Below are 24,338 nucleotides of genomic sequence, written 5' to 3'. Positions count from 1 at the left end.
ACTATTTCAGCCGGAGGATCCATGACTCGCTATACCAAAGACCCCACGGCCATTGCTGCGCTTTCGCCCGAAGAGTTTCACGTCACCCAGCGCAGTGGTACAGAACGTCCGGGCACCGGGAAATACCTGAACAACAAGGAACCCGGTATTTATGTGGATATCGTATCGGGTGAACCGCTGTTTGCCTCGACCCACAAATACGAATCCGGGTGCGGCTGGCCCAGTTTCACCAAGCCGATCGTGCACGAACATGTCGAAGAGTTCCGCGATACCACGCATGGCATGATCCGGACCGAGGTTCGTTCGAAACACGGCGACAGCCATCTGGGGCATGTCTTCCCGGACGGTCCGCGTGAACATGGCGGTTTGCGGTACTGCATCAACTCTGCCTCGCTTCGGTTCATTCATCGGGATGAGATGGAAGCCGAAGGTTATGGCGAATACCTGATTCATGTGGAGGATATTTGATGACCGAGCAACGCGCTGTACTGGCCGGGGGCTGCTTCTGGGGGATGCAGGACCTGATCCGCAAACTGCCGGGCGTGTCACGTACGCGTGTCGGCTATACCGGCGGTGACGTGCCCAACGCGACCTATCGCAATCACGGCACCCACGCGGAAGGGATCGAGATCTGGTTCGATCAGTCTCGGATCAGCTATCGCGACCTGCTGGAATTCTTCTTTCAGATCCATGACCCGACCACGGTCAACCGTCAGGGCAACGATATCGGCATGAGCTATCGATCTGCGATCTACTACGTGGATGACTCGCAGAAACAGGTGGCCCTGGATACCATCGCCGACGTGAATGCCAGCGGCTTGTGGCCCGGAAAAGTCGTGACCGAGGTCGAACCTGTCGGAGAGTTCTGGGAAGCCGAACCAGAGCATCAGGATTATCTGGAGCGGATTCCGAACGGCTATACCTGCCACTTCCCGCGTCAGGATTGGGTCCTGCCCAAACGCTCAAGCGCAGCAGAATAAAGCACCACCTGCCCGGCCCCTCTGAAGTTTTCAGGGGGGCTAGCCCGCGGCCACCCGTGGACGTCCGCTTGCCTCGACCGTGATCAGGGCCTCGACAAAAACGTCCTTTGCCTCGACTCGCGCGGTTTTGATGTCACGATCCACGATCACGCGAATGTCTTCTGCGCCGGCTTCTCGTACTGCGCCCTCTGCTTCGGACATCAAAACCTTTTCCAACAGGGCCAGAGCGTCCTCTGACGCGGCGAAGTCCTTCGGGCCATCCTCCAGATGCACACGATATCGCCCTTCCGCCGGGGATGTGACGGTGCCCGAGCGACGCAGGGTCAGCCGCCCCACGACAGCACCAATCGCATTTGCCACGCCCGCATGTTCCGGCAGGATCATTCGGCAATGCAGCCGTTCACCCACCGCAGGGTAATAGCTGGGGGCCGACGCCCCAAGGCCAACCACATCCACATTCAAAGCAGCGCTCAGCGACAGCAACCCACGGTGTTGTGCCAACCCGCGCTGTGTCAGCACATGACGCGCCAAGTCTTGCGAAGGCAGACCAAAACCAACCTGTTCTTCGTCAAAAGCAGCCTCTAACAAAGTCAAACTGGTCTGTTCCGTCAATTGATCCACGATCATCTGGGCCAGCGCTTCGGGAGATTTTGCCAACATATCCCCTGACCCGATCCGTTTGCGTGCCATCAGTTCCAATGCCTTGCGCGCCGCATCGACATCCCAGGCACGAACCCGCCCCAACACGTGACTGGCATCAGATGGCGTAACCCCAGACACCTGGATGATTCCGCGATCGACCAGGCGCATCAGCGCCCCGTTCTCCATCCGAGACCGCAGCAAGGCGCTCAGGGGCAGAACGCGATCTCCCAGCCTCTCCAGCAGGCATTCTTCCCGCGCGCCGACTCCTTCAGCATGGATGCCGGGCACGCGGCGGGCAAAACGCGTATCATGCTCGCCCACGGTCGTGGCCCGCAATTGTTCATCCAGTACAGAATGCACAACGTCGGGCGCTTCTGATGCGATCAGCGAAACGGGCAACACGCGACGCGGGCCCAGGAAAACACCGCCCCGCAACCCTTCGGTCGCAACATGAACCTGACTGTCGCCGCCCAGACCGTGGGTTCGCATCGCCACGGCCTCGACCATGGTGCGAAACCCACCCACCTGCGCCCCGGCCGGGTCGATCGCGGGCTTTCCGTCCCGGATAAGTGCGACATCAGTGGTCGTTCCCCCGATGTCCGAGACCAGCGCATTGTCCGCTCCGGTAAGCCATCGCGCCCCGACGATAGAAGCCGCAGGCCCGCTCAGAATAGTCTCGATCGGCCGTTCCCGGGCCTGTTCCGCGCTCATCAGGGCGCCATCGCCGCGCACCACCATCATCGGCGCCGAAATTCCCAGCGCATGCAGTTGATCCTGTGCACGCCCGATCAATCGGTCGATCATCCCGATCAGCCGCGCATTCAGCACAGCCGTCACCGCGCGTTTCGGACCATTGAGCTTGGCGGACAAGTGATGCGAACAGGTCACCGGCGCCCCGGTTCTTTCCGAGATTATGCGCGCCGCTTCCAACTCGTGCGCCGGGTTGCGGGTGGCGAACTGAGCAGCAACCGCAAAGCCGGAAATTCCGTTATGCGAATCCAAAAAGGCCTCAAGCGCTGCGACATCCAAGGCGGCAGCCTGCCCGCCGGAATGGGTATGCCCACCGGCAATCACCAAGGCCGGATCGCCCTTCAGCGCCTCTTTCAGCCCGTGTTTTTCAAGATCACTGTCCTTGAACCCGATATAGATCAACGCGACACGACCACCCTGCCCCTCGACCAGAGCATTCGTGGCCAGCGTCGTCGACAATGACGCCATCGAGATCTGATCCGGCGTAACCTGCGCCTCTGCCAGCACAGACGAGATCGCCTTGCCCACACCAATCGCCAGATCCGCCCGGGTGGTCAGCGACTTGGCCGAGGCGATGACCTCTTTCTCATCCCTGATCAGCACCGCGTCGGTATAGGTCCCGCCCGTATCTACCCCCAAAGACAACGTCATCGGGTCCTCCTGTCTGTTCGCTGGGGATGGGTGTAGCGGTTATGTACGACACGTCCAGCCTGTTTGCGGCAATTATGACAGTTGTTCCACCGCCCAGCGCGCCGCCTCTGCCACGGTCTCATCCGGGTCTTCCAACAGACGCTGAGCCACTGTTTTCAGTTTCGGCTGTCCCGAGTTTCCAATGGCATACAGAACATTGCGCACGAACCGGTCCCGGCCGATTCGTTTGATCGGCGAGCCGGAAAACTTTGCACGAAAAGCGGCATCGTCCAGCGCCGCCAATTCTTCCAAACCGGGCGCTTTCAGATCGTCCCGGGCGGCATAGCGCATATCGCTCGCTGCGACGGCAAACTTGTTCCATGGACAGGCCGCCAGACAATCGTCGCAGCCATAGATCCGATTGCCCAACTTTCCGCGCAACTCATGGCCCACCGGGCCCTTATGCTCAATGGTCAGGTATGAAATGCACCGCCGTGCATCCAGTTGATAGGGGGCCGGAAACGCATCGGTCGGGCAACTGTCCAGACAGGCGCGGCACGATCCGCAATGATCGATCTCTGAATTGTCCGCCGGTAGGTCCAGAGTAGTGAAAACAGACCCTATAAAGGCCCAGTTTCCCCATTCGCGGCTTACAAGATTGGTGTGCTTGCCCTGCCAACCCAGTCCGGCGGCATATCCCAGCGCCTTTTCGGGAACCGGCGCGGTATCGACAAATACCTTTACCTCACCTCCGGCTTCGGCAATCAGCCATCGCGCCAACCGCTTCAGCCGCTTCTTGACAAGATCATGATAGTCCTTGTTCTGCGCATAGACCGAAATTGCACCACGATCCGGGTGTTTCAGAATCTCCGTCGGGTCATGTTCCGGCGTATAGCTTTCGGCCAACATGACCACCGATTGCGCCTCGGGCCAAAGGGCGGCAGGATCGCCACGCCAATGTGTGCGTTCGGCCATCCATCCCATTTGCCCGTGGTATCCGGCGTCCAGATATGCCCGCAAGCGTTTCGGCACCTGTGGAACATCCCAAGGGCGGCACACGCGACAGGCAACAAACCCCTCTGCCAAGGCTTGTTGCACCAGCTTTTCCTTAAGATCCGATCCGCTCTTCATCTGGCCAAAAATATCCTCGGGGGGAATCGCGCCCACGGCGCGATGGGGGGCAGACAGCCCCCCTTGCGCACCCTATCAGAAATCCAGATCAGCGTAATGGGGCGGCGGTCGGAACCCTGGCACCTGATCCGCCAGAATTGACCGAAATGCCGGTCGAGACTTGATCTTGGCATACCAGTCCTTGACCACCTGACTGCGGTTCCAGTCCACGTCCGAGATGTAATCCAGCGAAGACAGATGCGCGGCGGCCGCGAAATCCGCCAATGTCATCTGATCCCCGGCCAACCAACGGCGGTGATCCAGCAGCCATGCCATGTAATCCAGATGGTACTTGATCGCCTTGGCACCTTGTTTGACATTCTTGCTGTCCGGATACCCCTGCCCTGTCACCTTTTTGTTCACTCGCTCATACAACAGCTTCGATGTCACCTCGTGGTGAAACTTGTCGTCAAACCATCCGACCAGCCGTCGCACTTCGAACCTGGCTTCGGGGTTTTTCGGCATCAAAGCTGGCTCAGGCCGGGTTTCTTCGATGTATTCGCAGATGGCCGCGCTTTCCGACATGATCTGGCCGTCCAGACGCAAAACGGGTACTTTTCCCGCCGGGTTGCGCCGCAGAAAGTCGGGATCCTGTTCCCAGTATCGCTCTTCTACCAGCTCAACCTCGATCTTCTTCTCCGCCAGCGACAGACGGACCTTGCGGCAATACGGAGAGAGGGGAACGTGAAACAGACGCGCCATGGACTTCCATTCGAACCAGTGAATACCCGACAGATTTACCCTTGGCAGATAGCGGGTTTCAATCCTCGAAACAATCCGCGCGACCATCTGCGCGGATGGTGGCCGCCCCATCGAGGATTGAAGCCGCCCGTCTGCGGGTGTGCGCAGTCGGGTCCGTGACCGACCGGTTGCGCGGGGACGGCAGGATTGCGGCAATCCGTGCCGCCTGAACCGAAGTCAGCTTTGCCGCGCTGGTGTTGAAATAGCGTTGCGCCGCAGCTTCGACCCCAAACACGCCATTTCCGGTTTCGGCGACATTCAGATACACCTCAAGAATACGCTGCTTGCTCCAGAATATCTCAACCAACGGCGTGATCGAGGTTTCCAAAGCCTTGCGCACCCAGCTGCGGCCCTGCCAGAGGAACACATTCTTCACCACCTGTTGCGTGATGGTCGAGGCACCACGATTGCCGCCATCCTCAAGCGCGTCGCGGATGGCTTCGACGTCAAAGCCCCAATGCAGGCAGAAATTTGCGTCCTCGGCTGCAACAACTGATCTTGCCATGATCGGTGCCATGTCTTCGATCGGAACCCATTCGCGTTCAACCTTTCCCAGCCGGCGCCATTCCGACCAGATGGTGTGGGTGACAGGAGGGTTCACCACCGAATAAATCAGGACCAGAGCAACCACGAGGCCCAGAACCGCCATGACCGCTCGTGTTACCCAGCGGCGAATCTGCCGCGCCACTGGTTCCTTCTTTCTGGATGCTTTGCGTTTTTTTCCGCCGGATTTGCGGGCTGCTTTCTTCGCCATGTCTCAGCTATACGACGCAAGGTTCCGGTTTGAAACGACCTAAATCGCGAAAGCGCGCGCCTCGCGTGGATGAACGATCGGGCGCGCGGTTTTCAGCGACATCGGATCAAGCCCGGTCAACTCGGGAAACAAGTGCAGCACTTCGCTTCGCGTTTCCCGATCCGAAGCCGACAAAGCGTGCCCGGGATAATAGCTTTCGCTTTTCGCTCCGTTGGCGAAAACGATCTCATGCTGTTTGAACAACAGGTGGAAATATTCAACCTCACCGCCCTCGACCCGTTTCACGGTGTCATCGTTGACCAGAGTATGCGCCGGAACCAGCGCTTCGGTATGGCCGAACAGATAGGACGCCTGCCAGTCTTCGATCAGCATCCGGTGCTGCGGTGAAACCAGCAAGGGGCGATCCAGACCAAACACCCCGGCATCGAAACGGATTGGGGCCAATTTGCCTTCGGCTGCGACGGTTGTACACCCGACCCAGATCAAGGGTTGTGGCCCGTGATCCACCGTGATGACCAGATCACCAGCCTTCAAATCCTCAACCGCGCGCTCACCTTCCGGTGTGGCGATCATGGTCCCGGCCGTAAAGCACGGCGGCCCAAGGTTACCGACATTCAGCGGGCCTGACGTGTTAACAAAAGTGGTCGACACCAGCGTTCCGGGCTGCAGAACCTGGCCGTCTGTGGGGGTGAAAGCCCGAGACCCATCGGCCAGGTAGAACGTGGTTCCTGTATAGGTCACGTTCCCAACGCCTGACACGTTGATCGTTACAGTATCGCCTGGCCAGGAATTTGTAACGTCTTGACCGTTGACCGTGTCACCACTGGGCGCGTCAATAAGATTGTCATCATTCGCATCAGTCAGGGTGAAATTGCTGACCGCGACGGCCGTTCCCGCTGGTGGCGGGCTTGCGGGATCAAAGGTGAAGAACTGATCGCGATATGTCGTTGGCATCCTGTTGCCCCTACTCTGTCACCATTAGAAACCGAAACAGGCAATGGCTATCACTACAAGGTGAAAAAAGCATGGCGAAATTCGGAAGAACAGGCAAGAATCCCACCGAAACCTCACAAAAACTGTGGCCCCGCGTGCTGCAAATGGCACGCGGGGCCGGTTTTTTGGTGGAATTTTGGCTTACTCCGCCGGAACTGCCGTGGCTTCTTCGCTCAGCGGGTGGCTGAGTTTGTTGAGCATTTCTTTGGGACAAACCTGTAAGAAGTTGCCCTTTTCCACATCCCAATGCTGGAGAATATCCGCAGCCTTGCGGCTGTAAGTCTCCTCGGCGTGACGCGTGATCAGGGCTTTCAATTGATCCACCCAATGGTCCACGGTGACCGGGCAGGTCACAAGCGTTTCCTTGTTCATCAACGCTTCGGCCTTGCCTTCAGGATCATACAGATATGCCATGCCACCGGTCATCCCGGCACCGAAATTGGCCCCGATATCACCAAGAATCACGGCCACACCGCCGGTCATGTACTCACACCCGTTCGAGCCACATCCTTCAACCACAACTTTGGCGCCCGAGTTGCGCACGGCAAACCGTTCACCCGCGCGGCCGGCCGCAAACAGATGGCCGTCAGTTGCACCGTAGAGAACCGTGTTGCCGATGATTGTGTTGTCGTCTGCCTTCAGCGGGCTGACCTGCGGCGGGCGCACAACGATCGTGCCGCCAGACAGGCCCTTGCCAACATAGTCATTGGCATCCCCCGAAACTTCCAGCTTCAGACCCGGGGCAGCGAAAGCCCCCAGAGACTGACCGGCCGAACCCTGGAGTTTCACGTGCAGGTGGTCATCCTGGAACGTGTTCCGCATGCCGAAGTTCTGCACAATGTGGCTGGAAATACGGGTTCCGACAGTGCGGTGCGTGTTCTGGATGGCATATGACAACTGCATCTTCTCGCCGTCCTTCAGGAACCGTGCCGCATCGCGCACGATCTCGGCATCCAGCGTGTCGGGCACGGCGTTGCGGTCCTTGTCGCGATTGTACACGATGTTATGCGCACCATCGACGGTGATCAGCAGCGGGTTGAGATCCAGATCGTCCAGATGCGCCGAGCCACGGCTGACCTGAGCCAGCAGGTCGGCACGGCCGATGATCTCATCCATCGAGCGGGCACCAAGGCTGGCCAGAAGCTCGCGCACTTCCTGAGCGTAGAAGGTGATCAGGTTCACCACCTTGTCCGCGTTTCCGGTGAACTTGGCGCGCAGCGATTCATCCTGCGTGCAAACGCCGACGGGGCAGGTGTTCGACTGGCATTGACGCACCATGATACAGCCCATCGCGATCAGGGCGGCGGTGCCGATGCCGTATTCCTCGGCCCCCATCATCGCCGCCATGACGATGTCGCGCCCGGTGCGCAGGCCGCCATCGGTGCGCAGAGTCACCCGGTCGCGCAGGTTGTTCATCGCCAGAACCTGATGCGCCTCGGTCAGGCCCATCTCCCATGGCAGACCGGCATATTTGATGCTGGTCGCGGGTGAGGCACCCGTACCGCCATTGTGACCCGAAATCAGGATAATATCCGCTTTCGCCTTGGCCACACCGGCAGCAATCGTGCCAACGCCCGAAGACGCCACCAGTTTCACCGTCACCTTGCAGCGCGGGTTGATCTGTTTCAGGTCATAGATCAGCTGCGCCAGATCCTCGATCGAGTAGATGTCGTGATGCGGCGGCGGAGAAATCAGCGTAACGCCCTTGGTCGAGTGCCGCAGGCGCGCGATCAGGTCGGTGACCTTCATGCCCGGCAGCTGGCCGCCCTCGCCCGGTTTCGCACCTTGGGCTACCTTGATTTCCAGCTCTTCGCACTGGTTCAGGTATTCAGCGGTCACACCGAACCGGCCCGAGGCCACCTGCTTGATCTTGGCTGAGGGGTTGTCGCCATTGGGTTCGGGCACGAAATGCGCCGGGTCCTCGCCGCCCTCGCCGCTGTCGGACTTCGCACCGATCCGGTTCATCGCCACGTTCAGCGTCTTGTGCGCCTCGGGGCTGAGCGCGCCCAGCGACATGCCCGGCGTGACGAACCGCTTGCGGATCGAGGTGATCGACTCCACCTCTTCGATCGGTACCGGTTTGCCCAATGGTTTGAAATCCATCAGGTCGCGCAGATGGATCGGCGGGTTCGATTGCATCTTGGCAGAATACTGTTTCCACAGCTCATAGGACGCCTTGTTGCACGCCATCTGCATCATATGCATCGAGGTCGCTTCCCACGCGTGGGTTTCACCTGATTGCCGCGCCTTGTAGAAACCACCGATCGGCAAGACGTCCAGACCACTGTTCCAGCCCTTGGCGTGGATTTCTTCGGCCTTTGCCTGAATACCGGTGACGCCGATGCCGGAAATACGGCTGGTCATACCCGGGAAGTACTCGGCGACCATCGCGCGGCTCAGGCCTACAGCCTCGAAATTCAGACCTCCACGATAAGACGAGATCACCGAAATTCCCATCTTGGCCATGATTTTCAACAGGCCCTGGTCGATGGCTTCGCGGTAGCGCGCAACATTTTCGGTCAGGGTGCCGTCCTGCAGCCCACGATCGATGCGATCGGCCAGCGAGTCTTCGGCCAGATAGGCGTTCACAACGGTCGCGCCACAGCCGATCAGAACCGCAAAGTAATGCGGATCGACACATTCAGCCGAGCGTACGTTCAAGGAACAGAACGTCCGCAGGCCCTGACGGGTCAAGTGTGAGTGCACTGCGCTGGTGGCAAGGATCATCGGCATCGCCACACGATCTTCACCCGAGTTCATGTCGGTCAGCACCAGATGCCCTGCGCCAGACCGGACAGCCTCTTCAGCTTCGGCTCTAACACGGGCCAAAGCAGCGCTCAGCGCGCCTTGACCAGGCTCAAAGCTGCAATCGATCTCGGCCAGCGGAGCATTGAGGTTCCCAACCAGTTCATCCCATTGTGCGTTTCCGACAAAGGGGCTTTCCAGAACGATGATCTCGGTCTGGCTGCTGTCCTCATCCAGCACGTTCTTCAGGTTCCCGAACCGGGTTTTCAAGGACATGACGCGGTATTCGCGCAAACTGTCGATCGGCGGGTTGGTGACCTGGCTGAAATTCTGCCGGAAGAAATGGCTGAGCGGGCGGTATTGCTTGGACAGAACCGCCGAGGGCGTATCGTCACCCATGGACGCCAGCGCTTCTTTGCCATCTTCAGCCATAGGCGCAAGAATCTGCTCCAGCTCTTCGACTGAATAGCCTGCCGCGATCTGGCGTTTGCGCAGATCTTCGCCCGAGAATATCGGCTTTTCGGTCACACCTGCCAGCGCCTCGTCCAGATCGTTGATCTTGCCGACCCACTCGCCAAACGGCAATGCGCTCGCCAGCTTGTTCTTGATCTGGGTGTCGCGATACAGCTTGCCTTTTTTCATGTCGACAGCCAGCATCTGACCGGGGCCCAGCGCGCCTTTTTCGGTCACTGTGGACTCATCAATCGGCACCATGCCGGCCTCAGATCCTGCAATGACCAGACCATCGCCAGTCACGACGTAACGCATCGGACGCAGGCCGTTGCGGTCCAGCCCAGCACAGACCCAGCGGCCATCCGTCATGGCCAGCGCGGCGGGGCCGTCCCACGGCTCCATCACTGAGTTGCAGTAAGAATACATGTCGCGCCACGCCTGCGGCAGTTCCACCGCCTGCTTGGACCAGCTTTCCGGAACCAGCATGGTTTTCGCCATCGGGGCCGAGCGACCCGCGCGCACCAGAACCTCAAAAACAGAGTCTAATGCGGCCGAATCCGACGATCCTCCGGCGATAATCGGCTTGATATCCTCGGCATAATCCCCAAATGTCGAGGACGCCATGCGGATCTCGTGGCTTTTCATCCAGTTGATATTGCCTTTCAGCGTGTTGATCTCGCCATTATGCGCCAACATGCGGAAGGGCTGCGCCAGCCACCATTGCGGGAAAGTGTTGGTGGAATAGCGCTGGTGGTAGATTGCGAAGGCGGATTCAAACCGTTCGTCCATCAGGTCGGGATAGAAGACGGCAACCTGCTCGGCCAGCATCATGCCCTTGTAGATGATCGAACGGCAGGACAGCGACGCCAGGTACAGCCCGGAAATACCGGCGGCTGAGGCGGCCTTTTCAATACGGCGACGAATGACATAGAGCTCGCGCTCGAAGGTCTCTTCGTCCACTCCTTTGGAATTCGAGATCAGGATCTGCTCGATCTCGGGTCGGGTGGCGTTGGCTTTTTCACCCAAACAGGTGACATCGACCGGCACATGACGCCAGCCATAGATGTAATAGCCCATGCGCAGAACTTCGCTTTCCACGATGGTCCGGCACAGTTCCTGTGCGCCAAAGTCGGTGCGCGGCAGGAAAACCTGACCGACGGCGATCAGTTCGTCCAATTTGGGCTCGTGGCCTGTGCGCCTGATCTGATCGTAGAAAAACGAGACCGGAATCTGCACGTGAATGCCCGCGCCATCACCGGTCTTGCCGTCAGCATCAACCGCGCCGCGGTGCCAGATCGCCTTGAGCGCGTCGATACCGGCGTCCACAACCTTGCGCGACGCTTTCCCATCCACGGACACAACGAGACCCACACCGCAGGAAGAATGCTCTTCTTCCTCGGAATAGAGACCATTTTCAGCCATCCATTTGCGCTTGGCTTCTTCGGCCCGCACCCAATCGGCATCATATTTGGTCATTGGCTGTCTCCTTCGTCAGAGGGGGCGTACATGGCTTCGACCTCGGCTTTGGTCATCTGCCGGCGTTCGCCTGCGAACGCGTAGCCCTGGGGCTTTTTGTCGATGTAAAGTTCAAGTTTCAGCGGGTTGCCTGCGGCGTTGTCAAACAGACCTGCCGCCATTTGCGTCTGGCCGTGCATCTCGCCCGGGAGCGTGATCCGATACCAAAGCGCCGAGCCGCAATCGGCGCAAAAGGCGCGCTCGGCCCAGTCAGAGGAAGTGAAGGTTTTGACCGGGCCAAGCGCGGCATAGCCTTCTTCGGCCTGAAACGTCACCAGCATGGAACTGGTCCAGCGCCGGCACTGGTCGCAATGGCAGGCCCCCAGCGCATCCCGCGCCGGAGTTGCCGTCACCGTTACCGCGCCACACATGCATTGGCCTTGCAATTCAGGCATTTCAAACCCTCCTGGTCGCCGGGATTATTCAGCCGCAACGGCAGATTTTGCATTGAAGCGTTCGATGATCGCATCAGCGCAGTCACGACCGTCCCGGATCGCCCAGACCACCAGCGAGGCACCGCGCACGATGTCACCGATTGCATAGACTCCGTCCATTTCGGTCTCGCCGGTTTGGAACGCCGCCTTGATCGTACCCCAGCGGGTGACCGGCAGATCAGGTTGTCCGAACAGCGTGGGCAGGTCTTCAGGTTCGAATCCAAGCGCCTTGATCACAAGATCGGCTTCTTCGACATAGTCCGCGCCTTCGATGACTTCGGGGGCCTGACGACCGGACGCGTCTGGCTGTCCCAGGCGCATCTTCTGAACGATAACACCCTTGACCGTGTCTTCACCCGTGAACCCTTTGGGTGCGCTGAGCCATTCGAAGATCACACCTTCTTCTTCGGCGTTCTGTGTTTCGCGCTGTGATCCCGGCATGTTGGCCCGGTCCCGGCGATACAGACATTTGACAGAAGTCGCGCCCTGACGGATCGAAGTGCGCACGCAATCCATCGCAGTGTCACCGCCGCCAATCACGACGACTTTCTTGCCGTCGGCGTTCAAGCGACCGTTGTCGAATTCTTCGACCTGGTCGCCAAAGCTTTTCCGGTTCGAGGCTGTCAGGAAGTCGATCGCCTTTTCGATCCCGGCCAGACCGCTGCCCGGCATTGCCAGGTCGCGCGACTTGTAGACACCGGTCGCAATGATAACGGCATCATGCCTGGCCCGGATTTCTTCGAACTTGGCCGCATCCACGTCGCAATTCAGAACAAACTCGACCCCACCATCAGCCAACAGGTCATTGCGGCGCTGAACAACGTCTTTTTCCAGTTTGAACCCCGGAATGCCATACATCAGCAGGCCACCGGCCCGGTCATAGCGGTCGTATACCGTGACCTGGATACCAGCCTGGCGCAGCATATCCGCAGCGGCCAATCCACCGGGGCCAGCACCAATGATACCCACGCTTTCAGCGCGTTCGGCCGATGGAGCAACCGGCTGGACCCAGCCTTTTTCCCATGCGGTATCCGTTATGTATTTCTCGATCGAACCAATCGTGACCGTTCCATGGCCCGACTGTTCGATCACGCAGTTGCCCTCGCACAGGCGGTCCTGCGGACAGATGCGCCCGCAGATCTCAGGGAAGGTATTGGTGGCCTGACTTACCCGATAGGCTTCTTCCAGGCGCCCGGTCGCAGTCAGGCGCAACCAGTCGGGAATATTGTTGTGCAACGGGCAATGCGACTGGCAGTACGGAACACCACATTGGCTGCACCGACTCGCCTGCTCGGCTGCTTTTTCAGCGGCGAACTCGGAATAGATCTCGTCAAAGTCGTCCTTGCGGTCATTGGCAGCACGCTTTTCCGGCATGACGCGGTCGATCTGCACAAATTTCAGCATCGGTTGCTTGGCCACGGGTCAGACTCCATGAATTGGCTAGGTTCCGTTTCTTTACGGGATGCGCTTTTGGATGAAAAGTCAATTATGCTGACCTAAATTGAAAAAATGCAGCGCGCCTTTAAGAAAAGTAGAAAATAATTGGAAATTTTAGATCCGATTCGGACCTATATGCGCGCTTTCCTTTTTTCCATCGCCCTTATACCCATAACCCACAAAGAACACGTGGCAGCAGCACGGCAGGGCAGATGAGTTTGTTTCACCTGATTCTCGTAGCAATCATTCAGGGAATCACTGAGTTTTTGCCCATATCCTCATCTGGTCACCTGATCCTGCTGCCCAACCTGTCGGGGTTGCAGGACCAGGGTCAAGCCATTGATGTCGCGGTGCATGTGGGAACCCTGGGCGCCGTGGTGCTGTATTTCCGGTCAGATGTAAAACAGGCCCTTGCCGGATTACCGCGCGCATTGACCGGACGGGCGGATACACCGCAGGCCCGGCTTGCTCTGGGCCTGATCGTTGCAACTGTTCCTACCGTGATCGCGGGCCTCATTCTGCATGTCACCGGGTTGAGTCAGGCCATGCGTTCGATCACGGTCATCGGATGGACAATGCTGGGATTCGGTCTGCTGTTGTATTGGGTGGATCAGAAGGCTCCTGAAACCAAAGAGGCCGAAAATTGGGGAATACGCGACGCGCTCATCATGGGTCTGTGGCAGGTTCTTGCCCTGATCCCAGGCACGTCCCGTTCCGGGATAACCATAACCGGCGCGCGGCAATTGGGATATACCCGTGAAGACGGCGCGCGGATCGCGATGTTGATGTCGATCCCGACAATCCTGGCGTCGGGCACACTGCTGGCATTGGATGCCGTGCGCGGGGCCGATATGCAACTGGCCCGGGATGGGGCCATTGCGGCGCTGTTTGCCTTTCTTTCGGCCCTGCTGGCGCTCAGCCTGATGATGCGGCTTCTGCGCAGCGTCAGCTTCACACCCTACGTCATCTACCGCGTCATTCTAGGCGTGATACTTTTGATCATGGCCTACAGCTGATCAGATACGCAGGTTTTTGGCCGAGTTCTGAATGTCGTCATACTGACCCGAGGGGCGGAATTTCCACAGGTATTCCGGCAGTACCGATTCCAGCGTGGTCGGCACGATACCAAGGTCTGTAAAAGACTTTGCGCCCTCGGCGACAACATTGTCGTGACGCAGGTTCTTAAGCTGATCGCGCGTCAGAATGTTGTTGGGGAACAGCTGGAAGCTGACAAATTTAACGATATCCAGCACACCCGCCATAATCCGCGCGGCAAAGAACGGCAGGCCGATGATGACGCGGCGACGGTGAATCACTTCAAGCATCTGCTGCATCAAGGCACGAAAGGTCTTAACCTCGGGGCCGCCAAGCTCGTAAACACCCGGCTCTGCCTGCCCCAGAACGCCTTTGACGGCAGCCTGCGCCACATCGTTTACGTAAACCGGCTGGAATTTTGTCTCGGCCCCGACCAGAGGCAGGAACGGTCCCATGCGGGTCATTCCGGCGAAACGGTTGAAGAACTGGTCTTCGGTGCCAAAGATCACCGAAGGACGCAGGATCACGGCATCTGGCATATGTTTCAACACGCCCGCTTCACCATGTGCTTTGGTCCGGGAATACGCGCTGGCTGAATTCGCATCCGCACCGATGGCCGAGATATGAACCATCCGCTTGATGCCCTGCTCGGCCGCCAAACGCGCGATGCGTTCAGCTCCTTCGGCCTGCACGGTATCAAACCCGTTCTTGCCAAGCTCGTTCAGCACACCCACGCAGTTCACAACCGCATCGGCGCTCTGCATCGCCAGCGCCACCGAGGCATCATCCCGGATATTGCACAGCACCGGTTCGACCTGACCCACGGCACCATAGGGTTTGACGAACATGGCCTCGTTCGGGCGACGTACAGCCACCCGGACACGCCACCCCTCTTTCGCCATGCGCCGCGCGATGTAGCGACCGACAAATCCCGATCCGCCAAAAATCGTCACCAGTTTCGACATGAGAGGGCTCCTGCTGAGAAATTGCGCCCTAGAACTAGCGCCCGCAGGCCAGTCAAACAAGGCGCTAATTCGCCGCGACGGCGTTGAAAACCATGCGTGGAAAACACCGGCCGGGAACCGAATTCAAAAAACTTAAAAAAATCTCACCGAATCTGGTTGACGCCCCCCGCGACTAGGCTTAAACGCCCCTCCACGACACCTGCCCAGGTGGCGGAATTGGTAGACGCGCTAGCTTCAGGTGCTAGTGTCCGTATGGACGTGGAGGTTCGAGTCCTCTCCTGGGCACCATATCTCCCCGCAAGATGTTGAAACACAAAAGTTTTCTTTGCGGGCATCAAAATATCCCCTGATTTATCTCCCGATTTCTCGCTGATAGACCTGTAGGTATTGGTTGGTATCGCGCAGCTTCCAAGCTTCGACAGATTCGTCCGCTGACTGCAGCTGAGTTGTTAGGTTTTGTTATGGTTGTTCCGCCCGTTCCTATGGTCCTAATGATCAAAGCCAAGGCTGCGCAATCTACAACGAGACGGATAGCCCAAATCGATTATGAGTCGTATCCTCCGCACAACCGGCGCACGCGGGTCATTGACGAAAAAAATATCGCAAAGCAGTCGTGCATCTCATTCGAGCAAATTTCCGATCCGTGCTCAAAGTAATCAGGTGCTGCAGTCCGCGCTAACGACGTCAACGCGCAGAAGCCAGACATTGCAAAACCCGGCGTGCGATCCACAGCAGAACTTGATTCTTACTTCGAACAAAGACGGCTTTGAACCACACCAACTCACAAGGAGAATTGGGCTCAATTCTCATTCTGCCACAAGCGCGACGACGGCTTCACGTGGTTCGGAATGGCGGTTATTGGCCGGACGTTGTTTGTTGAATGTTCTACGATACACCAAAGCGAACACGGGAGAGGTGAAGTAGAAAGATACAACGGTTGACAACAAAACGCCGCCCGCGATTGCTACGGCGAATGGTGGCCAAAATGCACCTCCACCCAAGATCAGGGGTAGGAAGCCACCAAAGGTCGTGACCGTTGTCGAAATAATGTGACGGCTGGAGCCAGTCACAACGCGAGCCATGGCTGAGTGATCTCCCTGGCTGGCCTCTCGGTCTTGTTGTAACCCGGTCAAAATAATGATCGCCGCGTTGATCGAAACCCCTATTGAGCCGATGACCCCGATGATTGCCGTTATTCCGAACGGGAACTGCATGACTGCCAGCGACAGCAGTGAAAGGCCTGCAGACAACACGCACACGACCAAGGTCACAAGGGTCAGCCGGAACGAGTTGAAGGTCAGAACGATCGTCGCGATGGAGAGTGTGACGATCAACCCGACAGAGGCGAGCAAATTTCCCACGGTATTGGATCGGGCATCACTGTCGCCGCCTAAGGACATCGAATAGCCTTGCGGCAACACAAACCCGGACGCATCAAGCGCTTCCAATATGTCCTGCAAAGCCTCTTCGGGTAAAACACCAGGTACGATAAACGCCTGTATGGTGTTTTCTCGCACGCCATCCGTTCGAGTTATGACGCTTTCTGCAGGTTCGATTATGGGTCTGGCTAGTTCTGACAACGGCACAGCAGGGAAAATTCCTGTCGCGGATATTTCGGCAGCGTTCGGTAGTAGAATGGGCATACTGACAATCGCGCTTAGATCTGATCGCACCTCGTCACCCAAACGAACGCGCACCGGCAACTGCTCAGTCCCTTCGATCAGTGATCCACCGGTTATGCCAACAAGCGCCGTGTCCAGCTGACCCGCTATATCCGCCACGTCCAGCCCCAGCAAACGGGCTTTGACCTCATCAATCTCGAACCGAATTTGAGGGTTGCCGCCGTTCACACTGGCACGCGCCTGCGTCACCAGATCGAGATTGGCCATTACTGAACGCACCTCGTCGCCCAGATTACGTAATACCGAGATGTCCTGCCCCTGAATTTTGACTTCAACCGGTGCGGCGACCGGAGGACCCTGAACAAGATTGCGCACGATGATCTGCGCGTCAGGAAAGTCGATATCCAGACGGCTCTGCAACGCTCCGACAAGGCGGGCCGCATCGTCGGCCGTGTTGGTCGTGATCATGGCCTGTGCAAAACCGGGCTCGCGCGAACGGTTGCCAACGATGTTGTAGTAGAATGCCGGGCCGGACTCTCCGACGGTCCAGTAGACACTTTTGACGCCGTCGTCAGCCAGCAGCATTTCATCGATCTGGCGGGCGGTTGCTTCGGTGGTGGCAATTGACGTTCCACCCGGCATATCGGCTTCGATATAGAATTGGTTGCGGTCGACGCCCGGGAAGAATTGCGCGGTCAGCGTTGGAAAGGCCGCAAAGCCAAGCACGGGCAAGATCAATGCCAACACGATGGATCGCACCGGATTAGCGACTGACAATCGAATTGAGGCCTCGAACATTCGGGCAAGCGGCGGGATGCTGATGCCGCGGCTCAGCATTCCTGCGTCGGGGCGGTCCGACAGTAGCCAGCCCGCAATCGCCGGGGTCACCGTCAAGGCCACAACAAGGGACCAGACAAGCATAAGCACCACGGCGATAGCGATGGCACCGACAAAGTCGCCTGCAGGTCCCGGCAGCAAGATCATCGGCGTGAAGGCAAGCGCCGTTGTCACGGTCGATGCCAGCAGTGGCGCGGCCAACCTGCGAACAGCATCCCGTACGGCTGCTAGCCGATCCATCCCATCCTGCAGACGACGTCGAATTTCATCGGTCATGACGATGGCTGCGTCAACGAGCAGACCAAGGGCAACAATCAGGCCCGTCACGGACATCTGATGAATTGGCAATCCAATCATGTTCATCGTCGCCAGAGTTGCCAATGAGACAACCGGCAATACCAAAGCCACAATCCCAGCTGCCCGAACCCCCAACGTAACAAACAAAACTGCCACGACCAGTGCCACGCCAATGGCCATGTTGATCCCAACCTCTGACAAACGATCCGTCGTGTACTCGCTTTGATCAAACAGCAGTATTTCCTGCATGCCCAAAGGTACCGATGCGGCGCCGGCCTCAAGCTCATCCCGAAGAAAGCCCGTCCAACGGTCGATCTGTACCCCGTCCTGCGCCAGAACTCCTATCAAAACCGAGGGCTTTCCGTTGGCAAACGCGATTGAGGGCTGCGGTTTGCGCGCGCCCCGGTCTACGCTGGCAATATCTCCGAGCTGCACCACGGCACCGTCTGCATTTTCTCGCAGGACGATGCTTCGAATGCGGTCCAAAGTCTCAATTTCTCCGCTTATGCCTATTGTCAGGTCGACATCGGACTGCAACCGCCCGGATTGAACCTTCCCATCTGCTTCTGCAATCCGCTGGGAGATCTCGGCAGCGCTGAGCCCAAGCGCAGCGGCCTTGTCCATATCGACATTGACGAGCACTTCTTCTTCCGGCTGACCGAAATAGTCCACGGCTCGCGTAGAGGGTATCGCGCGCAGCCTGTCACCCAGAGCTTCGGCATGCCGCGACAGCAAAGTTAACGGGAAGTCCGGATCCTCGGCCGCAACGGCAATGACAGCAGAATAGGCAGAAATACCCTCGGCATCGAATTCCGGCGGCAACACTCCACTCGGAAAGTTCTGTCGAGCATCTTCAACGGCATCCCGAGCTTCGGCCCAAACCTGCTCAATGGTTGCTTCATCCAGCGTCTCCAGCAACTCTACCGAAACGACCGATACGCCCGACCGGGATACAGAGCTGATTTCATCCACCTCGGCAATTTTCCGAAGCTCTTCTTCGATTTCTGCGGTAACCAACGCTTCGACCCGTTCAGGGTCTGCACCCGGGAACTGCGTCGTCACAGTTGCGAAGAGGTTGGTAATCGTTGGGTCTTCCTGCCGTCCCAGCGACAGGAACGAAGACAGACCTGCAGATACAAGCACCAAAATGATGAGGGCAACCAGCCGGGGGTGGCGAAAGGTAAGGGTTTCCATCAGATCGCTCCGTTACTCGCCAGTGTCGAAGGCGACGCGCTGACCAACGGTTACGCGTTGCGGCCCCTGATCGATCAGGACGGTGCCTTCCGGAAACGTGCCACGCACAAAGACACGGTCATCTTCAGCATGCAGAACTTCGACCGTTGCGAGGCGCACAATCTTCTGCGCGTCAGCAACCAGCAGTGTCCATTGCCCACGCGTACCTTCTTTCAAGGATGTCGTGGGCACCCAGGTTCCCGCACTCTGTACGGGATCAATTATATGCACACGAGCGGTCTGCCCGAAGGCAACGTCCGGCGCGTTCCTCAGATCGAAAAGTGCGGTTCTGGTGCGGGTTACCGGATCAATGTCGGGCCGCAAGGTTGCAAGGTTAGCCCGATAGCCTTGACCAGCGATCTCGATTTCAACATCTGTCAGAAGCGCCGGGTCAACGTCGAGTGGGATACCAATTCGAACCTGCGGCGCCACGACCTCGACCATACCCAGAACCAGTTCGCCCGAGCGCAGAGTTTCACCGCCGTCCACGTGTCGCGCGGTTATTTGACCAGAAAACGGAGCCTCAATGCTGGATTTCTCGATCCGAACGGTTACGTCCCGCAGCGCTGCATCCAGTTCCCCAATTCTAGACAACAATTCATCTTGTCGGGAAACTGCCTCATCTAAGCGAGCTTGACTGGTAAAGCCTTGTTCGATGAGTTTCGCGTTTCGCTCGACCGTTTTCTCGGCAAATGAAAGCTGGGCTGCAATGGCATCACGAGATGCCGTCAGTCGGTCGCGTTCAACTTCCAACAGAGCCACGTCCAACGTTGCGAGAAGTTGGCCCTTAGCAACCTCGTCACCCTCATCCACCAGAATTTGATCAAGCGTCCCATTCAATTCGAAAGAGATATCTGCCGAACGCTGAGGCTCGACCTGACCGATGAACACACGGTCGACTGTGTAGGCGCTTTCGGACGTGATTGGTGTGGCGGAGACCGGGGTTACAGCAGCGGCATCTGGCGCCGGTACAGCATCTGCTCTGCGCGTCAGCTCCGATGCACCGAAGTAAACTGCGGCCGCTGCAACACCTATGAAGCTAACGGTCACCCCGACACGCACGGTACCGCGTAAAACACGCAAAAAGAGGCTCGGCTTGGTCTCTTCAGTAAAGTATTTCGCGGGACTTGGCATTTGCGGACCTCATCAAGTTAGCATCTCTAACATATGTTAGAAGTTCTCACTTTGACAAGGGATACGTGATCTGGCACATGTTGGATCATGACCAGCATAGAAAAAAGTCACTCAACAATCAGCCAGGCGACAGGTCAATCGGTGAGCAAGAAAGCCTATCATCACGGCGATCTCCGCGCTGCACTGATCGAAGCAACCCGACAGTTGGTTGAAGAAAAAGGTCCGGACAGTTTTTCTGTATCCGAGGCGTGCAGACGCGCGGGCGTATCAACCGCGGCACCTTACAAGCACTTCAAAGACAAGACAGAAATGTTGGTCGCCACTGTCCTTGAAGGAATGGATCGGCACCGAGACAAAATGCTTGCCGCACTGGAAGGCGTTCCCGAAGGATCTCCCGAGCGCATTACTGCCATCGGGATGGAGTATGTTGCCTTCGCGTTAAATGAGCCTGGGATCTTCAGACTGAAATTTGGCGGCTTCACAGATCGCATCGCGGATCCCCGGTTGGAGGAAGGTGGCCAGCAAAGTTTCGGGATTCTCTTGACTGAGGTAGCAAAGTGTCTCGGTGAACCGGGAATCACAGACGAAGTTCGCCGCCGTGGTTTTTTGTTGTGGAGTTTCGTGCACGGGCTGTCCTTCATTCTGCATGACAAAGGGCTTGCTGAGAAAGGCGAAGATTTCGATCTTCATACCCTTCTTGAGGACGTTTCGGAAAGAATGCTGAATTGAGCGTTCTCACGCCAAAACGAACTTGACCAAGCGCAGATAGCAGACAATCTAAGCCGCTATCACGCCTACGCGTAAACGATTGCTCTGGTTCACATAGAAGACATTTTTGGACAGCGCAGCGAATGTCCGCTATCCACAATCGCAAGGTCTCGTCGTGAATGCCGGCTTGGGATTGAGCTAGTGTTACCAGATAGGGTCTATAGCAGAGTTTTCAGTCCAATACTTCCGTTTCTCAACCTGGAATTATATAGGCGCGTTTGTTAGCTGGGAACTTCTGCAGGCACCAAGATCGTCATTCCCGCTCGGTCTGCTACGGCCATGATTGCCGGAATGTCTGGCGGTCCATCTGGCGCCGGAATTTCTGTCGTACCATCAGGCATTGCTTCACCAGCTTCAGTAAAGAAAGTGTCATGCATCGCGCCAGGGGCGTTTATGCAAAGTAGCCGGCCAGGCCGTTCCCCAGTACACGTAAAGGCGTGCACTGCGCCGTCCGGAACTTTGACGAAGTCACCACTTTTTGCGCTGATTGTCTCACCATTCACAAAGAACTCGAAATCACCATCAAGCACATAGAAGCTTTCGTCTTCGCCAGCATGATGATTGGGTGGCGCACCGGCACCCGGCGCCGTCTTTATCTCAACGATTGTGCAACGATCTCCGGTCTCACTGGGAAAGGCGTGAAAGGTTAGAAGGTTTCCTAGAAGATGATAAATTCGCGGACGAGGTTCAGCCATTACTTCAACTCCCTTTACTTGAAACACACTGCCCTTATGATACATATATCTATTAATGAGACAAGTGTATCATAAAAGGCTTGGTATTGGTGTCGCGTACAAATCAAATTAATCGAACACGAGAAGCACTTCTTTCAGCTGCACGTGACTTGATGTCGGAAGGCAAAGAAGTCACGCTGGCAAAAGTCGCTGAGCGTGCCAAAACCAGTCGTGCGACGGTCTATCGTTACTTTTCTGATCCAAGTGTCTTGGCTTTGGATGCGACGCTCGATCTTGAAGTTACTCCAACTTCAGAACTTCTCGAGGGGCTGAATAACGTCAGGAGCCGCGTACACGCCGTTGCGCGCTACTATCTGGATTTTTCTCGGGTTCATGAGGCGCACTTCCGGCAGTTTCTGGCTGAATCACTCAAGGCATCACTTGAAGATGGAACTGTCAAAATGCGTGGCGCCAGAAGAGTGGCGGCTTTTTCGGAAGCACTTGCACCAGTTCAGCCATTGATGAAGCCGAAGGAAATCGACGACCTGGCAAAGCGATTGTCCATGACGACGGGCATGGAACAACTTATTATTCTGGAAGACATTTTGCGAGTGGACGAAGCAACCGGTTACCAACTTCAGGAAGGGTTGGTCGATGCTCTGTTGGATCGGTACTTACCAAAAAACTGAGACAGAATTCAGATGCCGACTTCATCCCAAAACTGCTGGAAAATAGACACCAGTTAAACGTCCGCTTTGCATTGACTGTGTACTTCGCGACGAAGAACGCGAACGGCCGTTTTGACCGCATCTCGGACGTTAACTGCGCCTTTTTTTGAACGGCTGCTTTGCGGAGGAAGCGGCCAACACAGCCTGTAAATGCAACAGGCCGCCAACGCGTCGACAAGCCGCTGAGAGAGACGAAAAAGCACGACCCTTCGGACCGCTGGCGTCCGGTTTGGCTTCACCAAAAAAAAGCGCGGCGTCGCATCAATCTCGATGAGTGTAAGCAGGCAAAAACAGACGTTGCAGGGCTCAGGCCTGCTTTTGAACCACGGCTTCGTCTGCCACCTCTGCCGACTCTGGTGTCACTTCGACCACATCATCCTCGTCCGCGGGCTCCATGACTTCAGGCTCTTCGGATTGATCTTCGAGCGCACCAACGATCAAAGGCAACATATGTACGCCGGTCGCGCTTGCGATTTCGGGTGTTTGTGGTGTCTGCCAGCTGAGCGTGTCGAAGCTGCCGCAGTTCTGGCAGACCGGTCCCCATTCAGGTTGGATATCATGGCAATTGGTGCACACCCATTGCGGACCACGCGGCGCATTCAGCGCCTTGGCCAACCAGCCTTGCACAATGGCGTCCGAGGCCCCTTCGCCCCGTTCGATAGCGGCCATCAACGTATGGGCGCGCGCATCACCCTGCGTTTCGACCACATCACCCAGCGCACGGCGGGCTTCGGGGAAGTCCTCGGCCACGATGTTCAGTTCGGCCAGTATCAGACGCGTTTCCATGTTCTCGGGGTGAATCCGGGTCAGCGCGGTGAACCGCTTGATCCGTTGGTCAGGGGTTTCATCCGGCACGATGTCGGCAAAGGCATGGGCCAGATCCGGATGGGGCTGCGCCTCCCATGCTTTTTTCAGAATCTTGGTTGCGGCCCGGGGTTTGCCTTTGGCGATATACGCGCGGGCCGCCATGGCAGCGGCAGGCACCAAATCAGGCGACAGGCGATTGGCTTCAATCGCGTGCTCCTGCTGTTCGACCGTCGCACCTTCGTCCAGAATTCCCTTGGCTTCGGACAAGGCCAAAACCGCGTCACGCCGTTTGAAGACATCGCGCGGCAAATACCCGGCCTTCAACTTGGCCGTCAGGGTCGAACGTGCACCGGCCCAATCCTGCGCCTTGGTTTGAAGGTTCAACAGCACGTCCTGCGTTTCTTCATGACGTGGTTTGATCGCCAGGGCCTTCTCGGCCAGTTTGCGGGCCGTTTCATCATCACCTTCGGCCAGCTTCTGCTTCATGATCCCGCGCACGCCAACGAAACGGGTGGCGCTGTTGGTCACCAGTTTTTTATAAGTGTCCGATGCCTTTTTCGTATCCCCGGTCATCTCGGCGGCCTGTGCCACCAGCAGGTCTGTAAGCTCGGGCTTGTTCAGTAGTTTCTCGGCCTTGCTGGCTTTGGTCATTGCCACGCGCCCTTCGCCCGAGGCCAGCGCCAACAGACCATCAGCCAGCGCCTGGTATCCCTTTTGCTGGCGATTGCGGTCAAAATACCGAGACAGGGCCGTTTCGTCACCGTTCAGGAATTTCAGCGTTGCGATCAGCAGGCTGAGCAACTTGAAAAACAGCCAGACCGCAAAAACCAATACAGCCAGCGCGATCACTGACTGAAGCGGCCCCAGCGTGAATTCCGTGCCCGCGACGGTGATCTGAACCCCGCCACTGGTTTGCATCAGGAAGTGACCGCCCAACGCCAGCAGGCCGATAATCGCAACAAAAACGAGGATCTTAAACAGTGACCACAGCATG

18 protein-coding genes and 1 tRNA gene are annotated in these 24,338 nt (G+C 57.4%); 6 read left to right on the top strand and 13 right to left on the bottom strand.

Translation table 11 applies throughout. The features are described 5' to 3' along the window. The first annotated feature begins 21 nt into the window (after nt 1–21). On the top strand, nt 22–468 hold the full coding sequence (gene msrB, locus GOW31_RS16815; protein ID WP_170345953.1) for a peptide-methionine (R)-S-oxide reductase MsrB: 447 nt from the start codon (nt 22–24) through the stop codon (nt 466–468). Then, complete coding sequence (gene msrA, locus GOW31_RS16810; protein ID WP_171171613.1) at nt 468–980, top strand: peptide-methionine (S)-S-oxide reductase MsrA; 513 nt, start codon at nt 468–470, stop codon at nt 978–980. The genes msrB and msrA overlap by 1 nt, the downstream gene beginning before the upstream one ends. A gap of 39 nt (nt 981–1,019) precedes the next feature. On the opposite strand, the gene GOW31_RS16805 is transcribed toward msrA, so the two are convergent. From GOW31_RS16805 to GOW31_RS16770, 8 genes are all read right to left on the bottom strand, one after another. Then, nucleotides 1,020–3,023, bottom strand: a complete 2,004-nt coding sequence (locus tag GOW31_RS16805) for a hydantoinase/oxoprolinase family protein (RefSeq protein ID WP_171171611.1) — start codon at nt 3,021–3,023, stop codon at nt 1,020–1,022. 72 nt (nt 3,024–3,095) lie between these two features. Then, complete coding sequence (gene queG / locus GOW31_RS16800) at nt 3,096–4,133, bottom strand: tRNA epoxyqueuosine(34) reductase QueG (protein WP_171171649.1); 1,038 nt, start codon at nt 4,131–4,133, stop codon at nt 3,096–3,098. Nucleotides 4,134–4,208: 75 nt separating this feature from the next. Beyond that, on the bottom strand, nt 4,209–4,874 hold the full coding sequence (locus GOW31_RS16795; protein ID WP_170345944.1) for a glutathione S-transferase family protein: 666 nt from the start codon (nt 4,872–4,874) through the stop codon (nt 4,209–4,211). Between the two features lie 58 nt (nt 4,875–4,932). Then, complete coding sequence (mtgA, locus tag GOW31_RS16790; RefSeq protein ID WP_171171609.1) at nt 4,933–5,667, bottom strand: monofunctional biosynthetic peptidoglycan transglycosylase; 735 nt, start codon at nt 5,665–5,667, stop codon at nt 4,933–4,935. Between the two features lie 39 nt (nt 5,668–5,706). Then, nucleotides 5,707–6,621, bottom strand: a complete 915-nt coding sequence (locus GOW31_RS16785; RefSeq protein ID WP_171171607.1) for a Hint domain-containing protein — start codon at nt 6,619–6,621, stop codon at nt 5,707–5,709. A gap of 180 nt (nt 6,622–6,801) precedes the next feature. Continuing rightward, complete coding sequence (gene gltB, locus GOW31_RS16780) at nt 6,802–11,334, bottom strand: glutamate synthase large subunit (protein WP_171171605.1); 4,533 nt, start codon at nt 11,332–11,334, stop codon at nt 6,802–6,804. Beyond that, complete coding sequence (locus GOW31_RS16775; protein ID WP_152459664.1) at nt 11,331–11,768, bottom strand: GFA family protein; 438 nt, start codon at nt 11,766–11,768, stop codon at nt 11,331–11,333. The genes gltB and GOW31_RS16775 overlap by 4 nt, the downstream gene beginning before the upstream one ends. Before the next feature lie 24 nt (nt 11,769–11,792). Continuing rightward, nucleotides 11,793–13,226, bottom strand: coding sequence for an NAD(P)-dependent oxidoreductase (locus GOW31_RS16770; RefSeq protein WP_171171603.1), 1,434 nt, complete (start codon nt 13,224–13,226; stop codon nt 11,793–11,795). A 230-nt stretch (nt 13,227–13,456) separates the two neighbouring features. On the opposite strand from GOW31_RS16770, the gene GOW31_RS16765 reads away from it, so the two are divergent. Further along, nucleotides 13,457–14,260 carry an undecaprenyl-diphosphate phosphatase gene (locus GOW31_RS16765; RefSeq protein ID WP_171171601.1) on the top strand — a complete coding sequence of 268 codons (804 nt, stop codon included), beginning with the start codon at nt 13,457–13,459 and terminating at the stop codon, nt 14,258–14,260. Here the strand turns inward: GOW31_RS16765 and GOW31_RS16760 are convergent, their stop codons facing one another. Next, on the bottom strand, nt 14,261–15,244 hold the full coding sequence (locus GOW31_RS16760; RefSeq protein ID WP_171171599.1) for a complex I NDUFA9 subunit family protein: 984 nt from the start codon (nt 15,242–15,244) through the stop codon (nt 14,261–14,263). Nucleotides 15,245–15,445: 201 nt separating this feature from the next. Here GOW31_RS16760 and GOW31_RS16755 point away from each other — a divergent pair. Further along, a tRNA-Leu gene (locus tag GOW31_RS16755) sits at nt 15,446–15,532 on the top strand. A gap of 518 nt (nt 15,533–16,050) precedes the next feature. Here GOW31_RS16755 and GOW31_RS16750 read toward each other — a convergent pair. Beyond that, the gene (locus tag GOW31_RS16750; RefSeq protein WP_171171597.1) at nt 16,051–19,194 is read right to left on the bottom strand and encodes an efflux RND transporter permease subunit; all 3,144 of its coding nucleotides are present in this window, start codon (nt 19,192–19,194) and stop codon (nt 16,051–16,053) included. A gap of 12 nt (nt 19,195–19,206) precedes the next feature. Then, on the bottom strand, nt 19,207–20,367 hold the full coding sequence (locus tag GOW31_RS16745; protein ID WP_171171595.1) for an efflux RND transporter periplasmic adaptor subunit: 1,161 nt from the start codon (nt 20,365–20,367) through the stop codon (nt 19,207–19,209). An 87-nt stretch (nt 20,368–20,454) separates the two neighbouring features. Here GOW31_RS16745 and GOW31_RS16740 point away from each other — a divergent pair, with 87 nt between their 5' ends. Continuing rightward, nucleotides 20,455–21,096: a TetR/AcrR family transcriptional regulator gene (locus GOW31_RS16740; protein WP_171171593.1), complete on the top strand. Its 642-nt coding sequence runs from the start codon at nt 20,455–20,457 to the stop codon at nt 21,094–21,096. 260 nt (nt 21,097–21,356) lie between these two features. Here the strand turns inward: GOW31_RS16740 and GOW31_RS16735 are convergent, their stop codons facing one another. Continuing rightward, the gene (locus GOW31_RS16735; RefSeq protein ID WP_254441744.1) at nt 21,357–21,830 is read right to left on the bottom strand and encodes a cupin domain-containing protein; all 474 of its coding nucleotides are present in this window, start codon (nt 21,828–21,830) and stop codon (nt 21,357–21,359) included. 89 nt (nt 21,831–21,919) lie between these two features. Here GOW31_RS16735 and GOW31_RS16730 point away from each other — a divergent pair, with 89 nt between their 5' ends. After that, nucleotides 21,920–22,498, top strand: a complete 579-nt coding sequence (locus tag GOW31_RS16730) for a TetR/AcrR family transcriptional regulator (protein ID WP_371813782.1) — start codon at nt 21,920–21,922, stop codon at nt 22,496–22,498. A 345-nt stretch (nt 22,499–22,843) separates the two neighbouring features. Here GOW31_RS16730 and GOW31_RS16725 read toward each other — a convergent pair whose 3' ends face one another. After that, nucleotides 22,844–24,337: a heme biosynthesis protein HemY gene (locus tag GOW31_RS16725; protein WP_171171586.1), complete on the bottom strand. Its 1,494-nt coding sequence runs from the start codon at nt 24,335–24,337 to the stop codon at nt 22,844–22,846. Nucleotide 24,338 lies beyond the last annotated feature (1 nt).

The organism is Ruegeria sp. HKCCA0370 (genome assembly GCF_013033705.1).
Taxonomy (GTDB): Bacteria; Pseudomonadota; Alphaproteobacteria; order Rhodobacterales; family Rhodobacteraceae; genus Ruegeria.
Note: the sequence above shows the minus strand (reverse complement) of the source record. Positions and strands in the feature narration are given on the sequence as shown.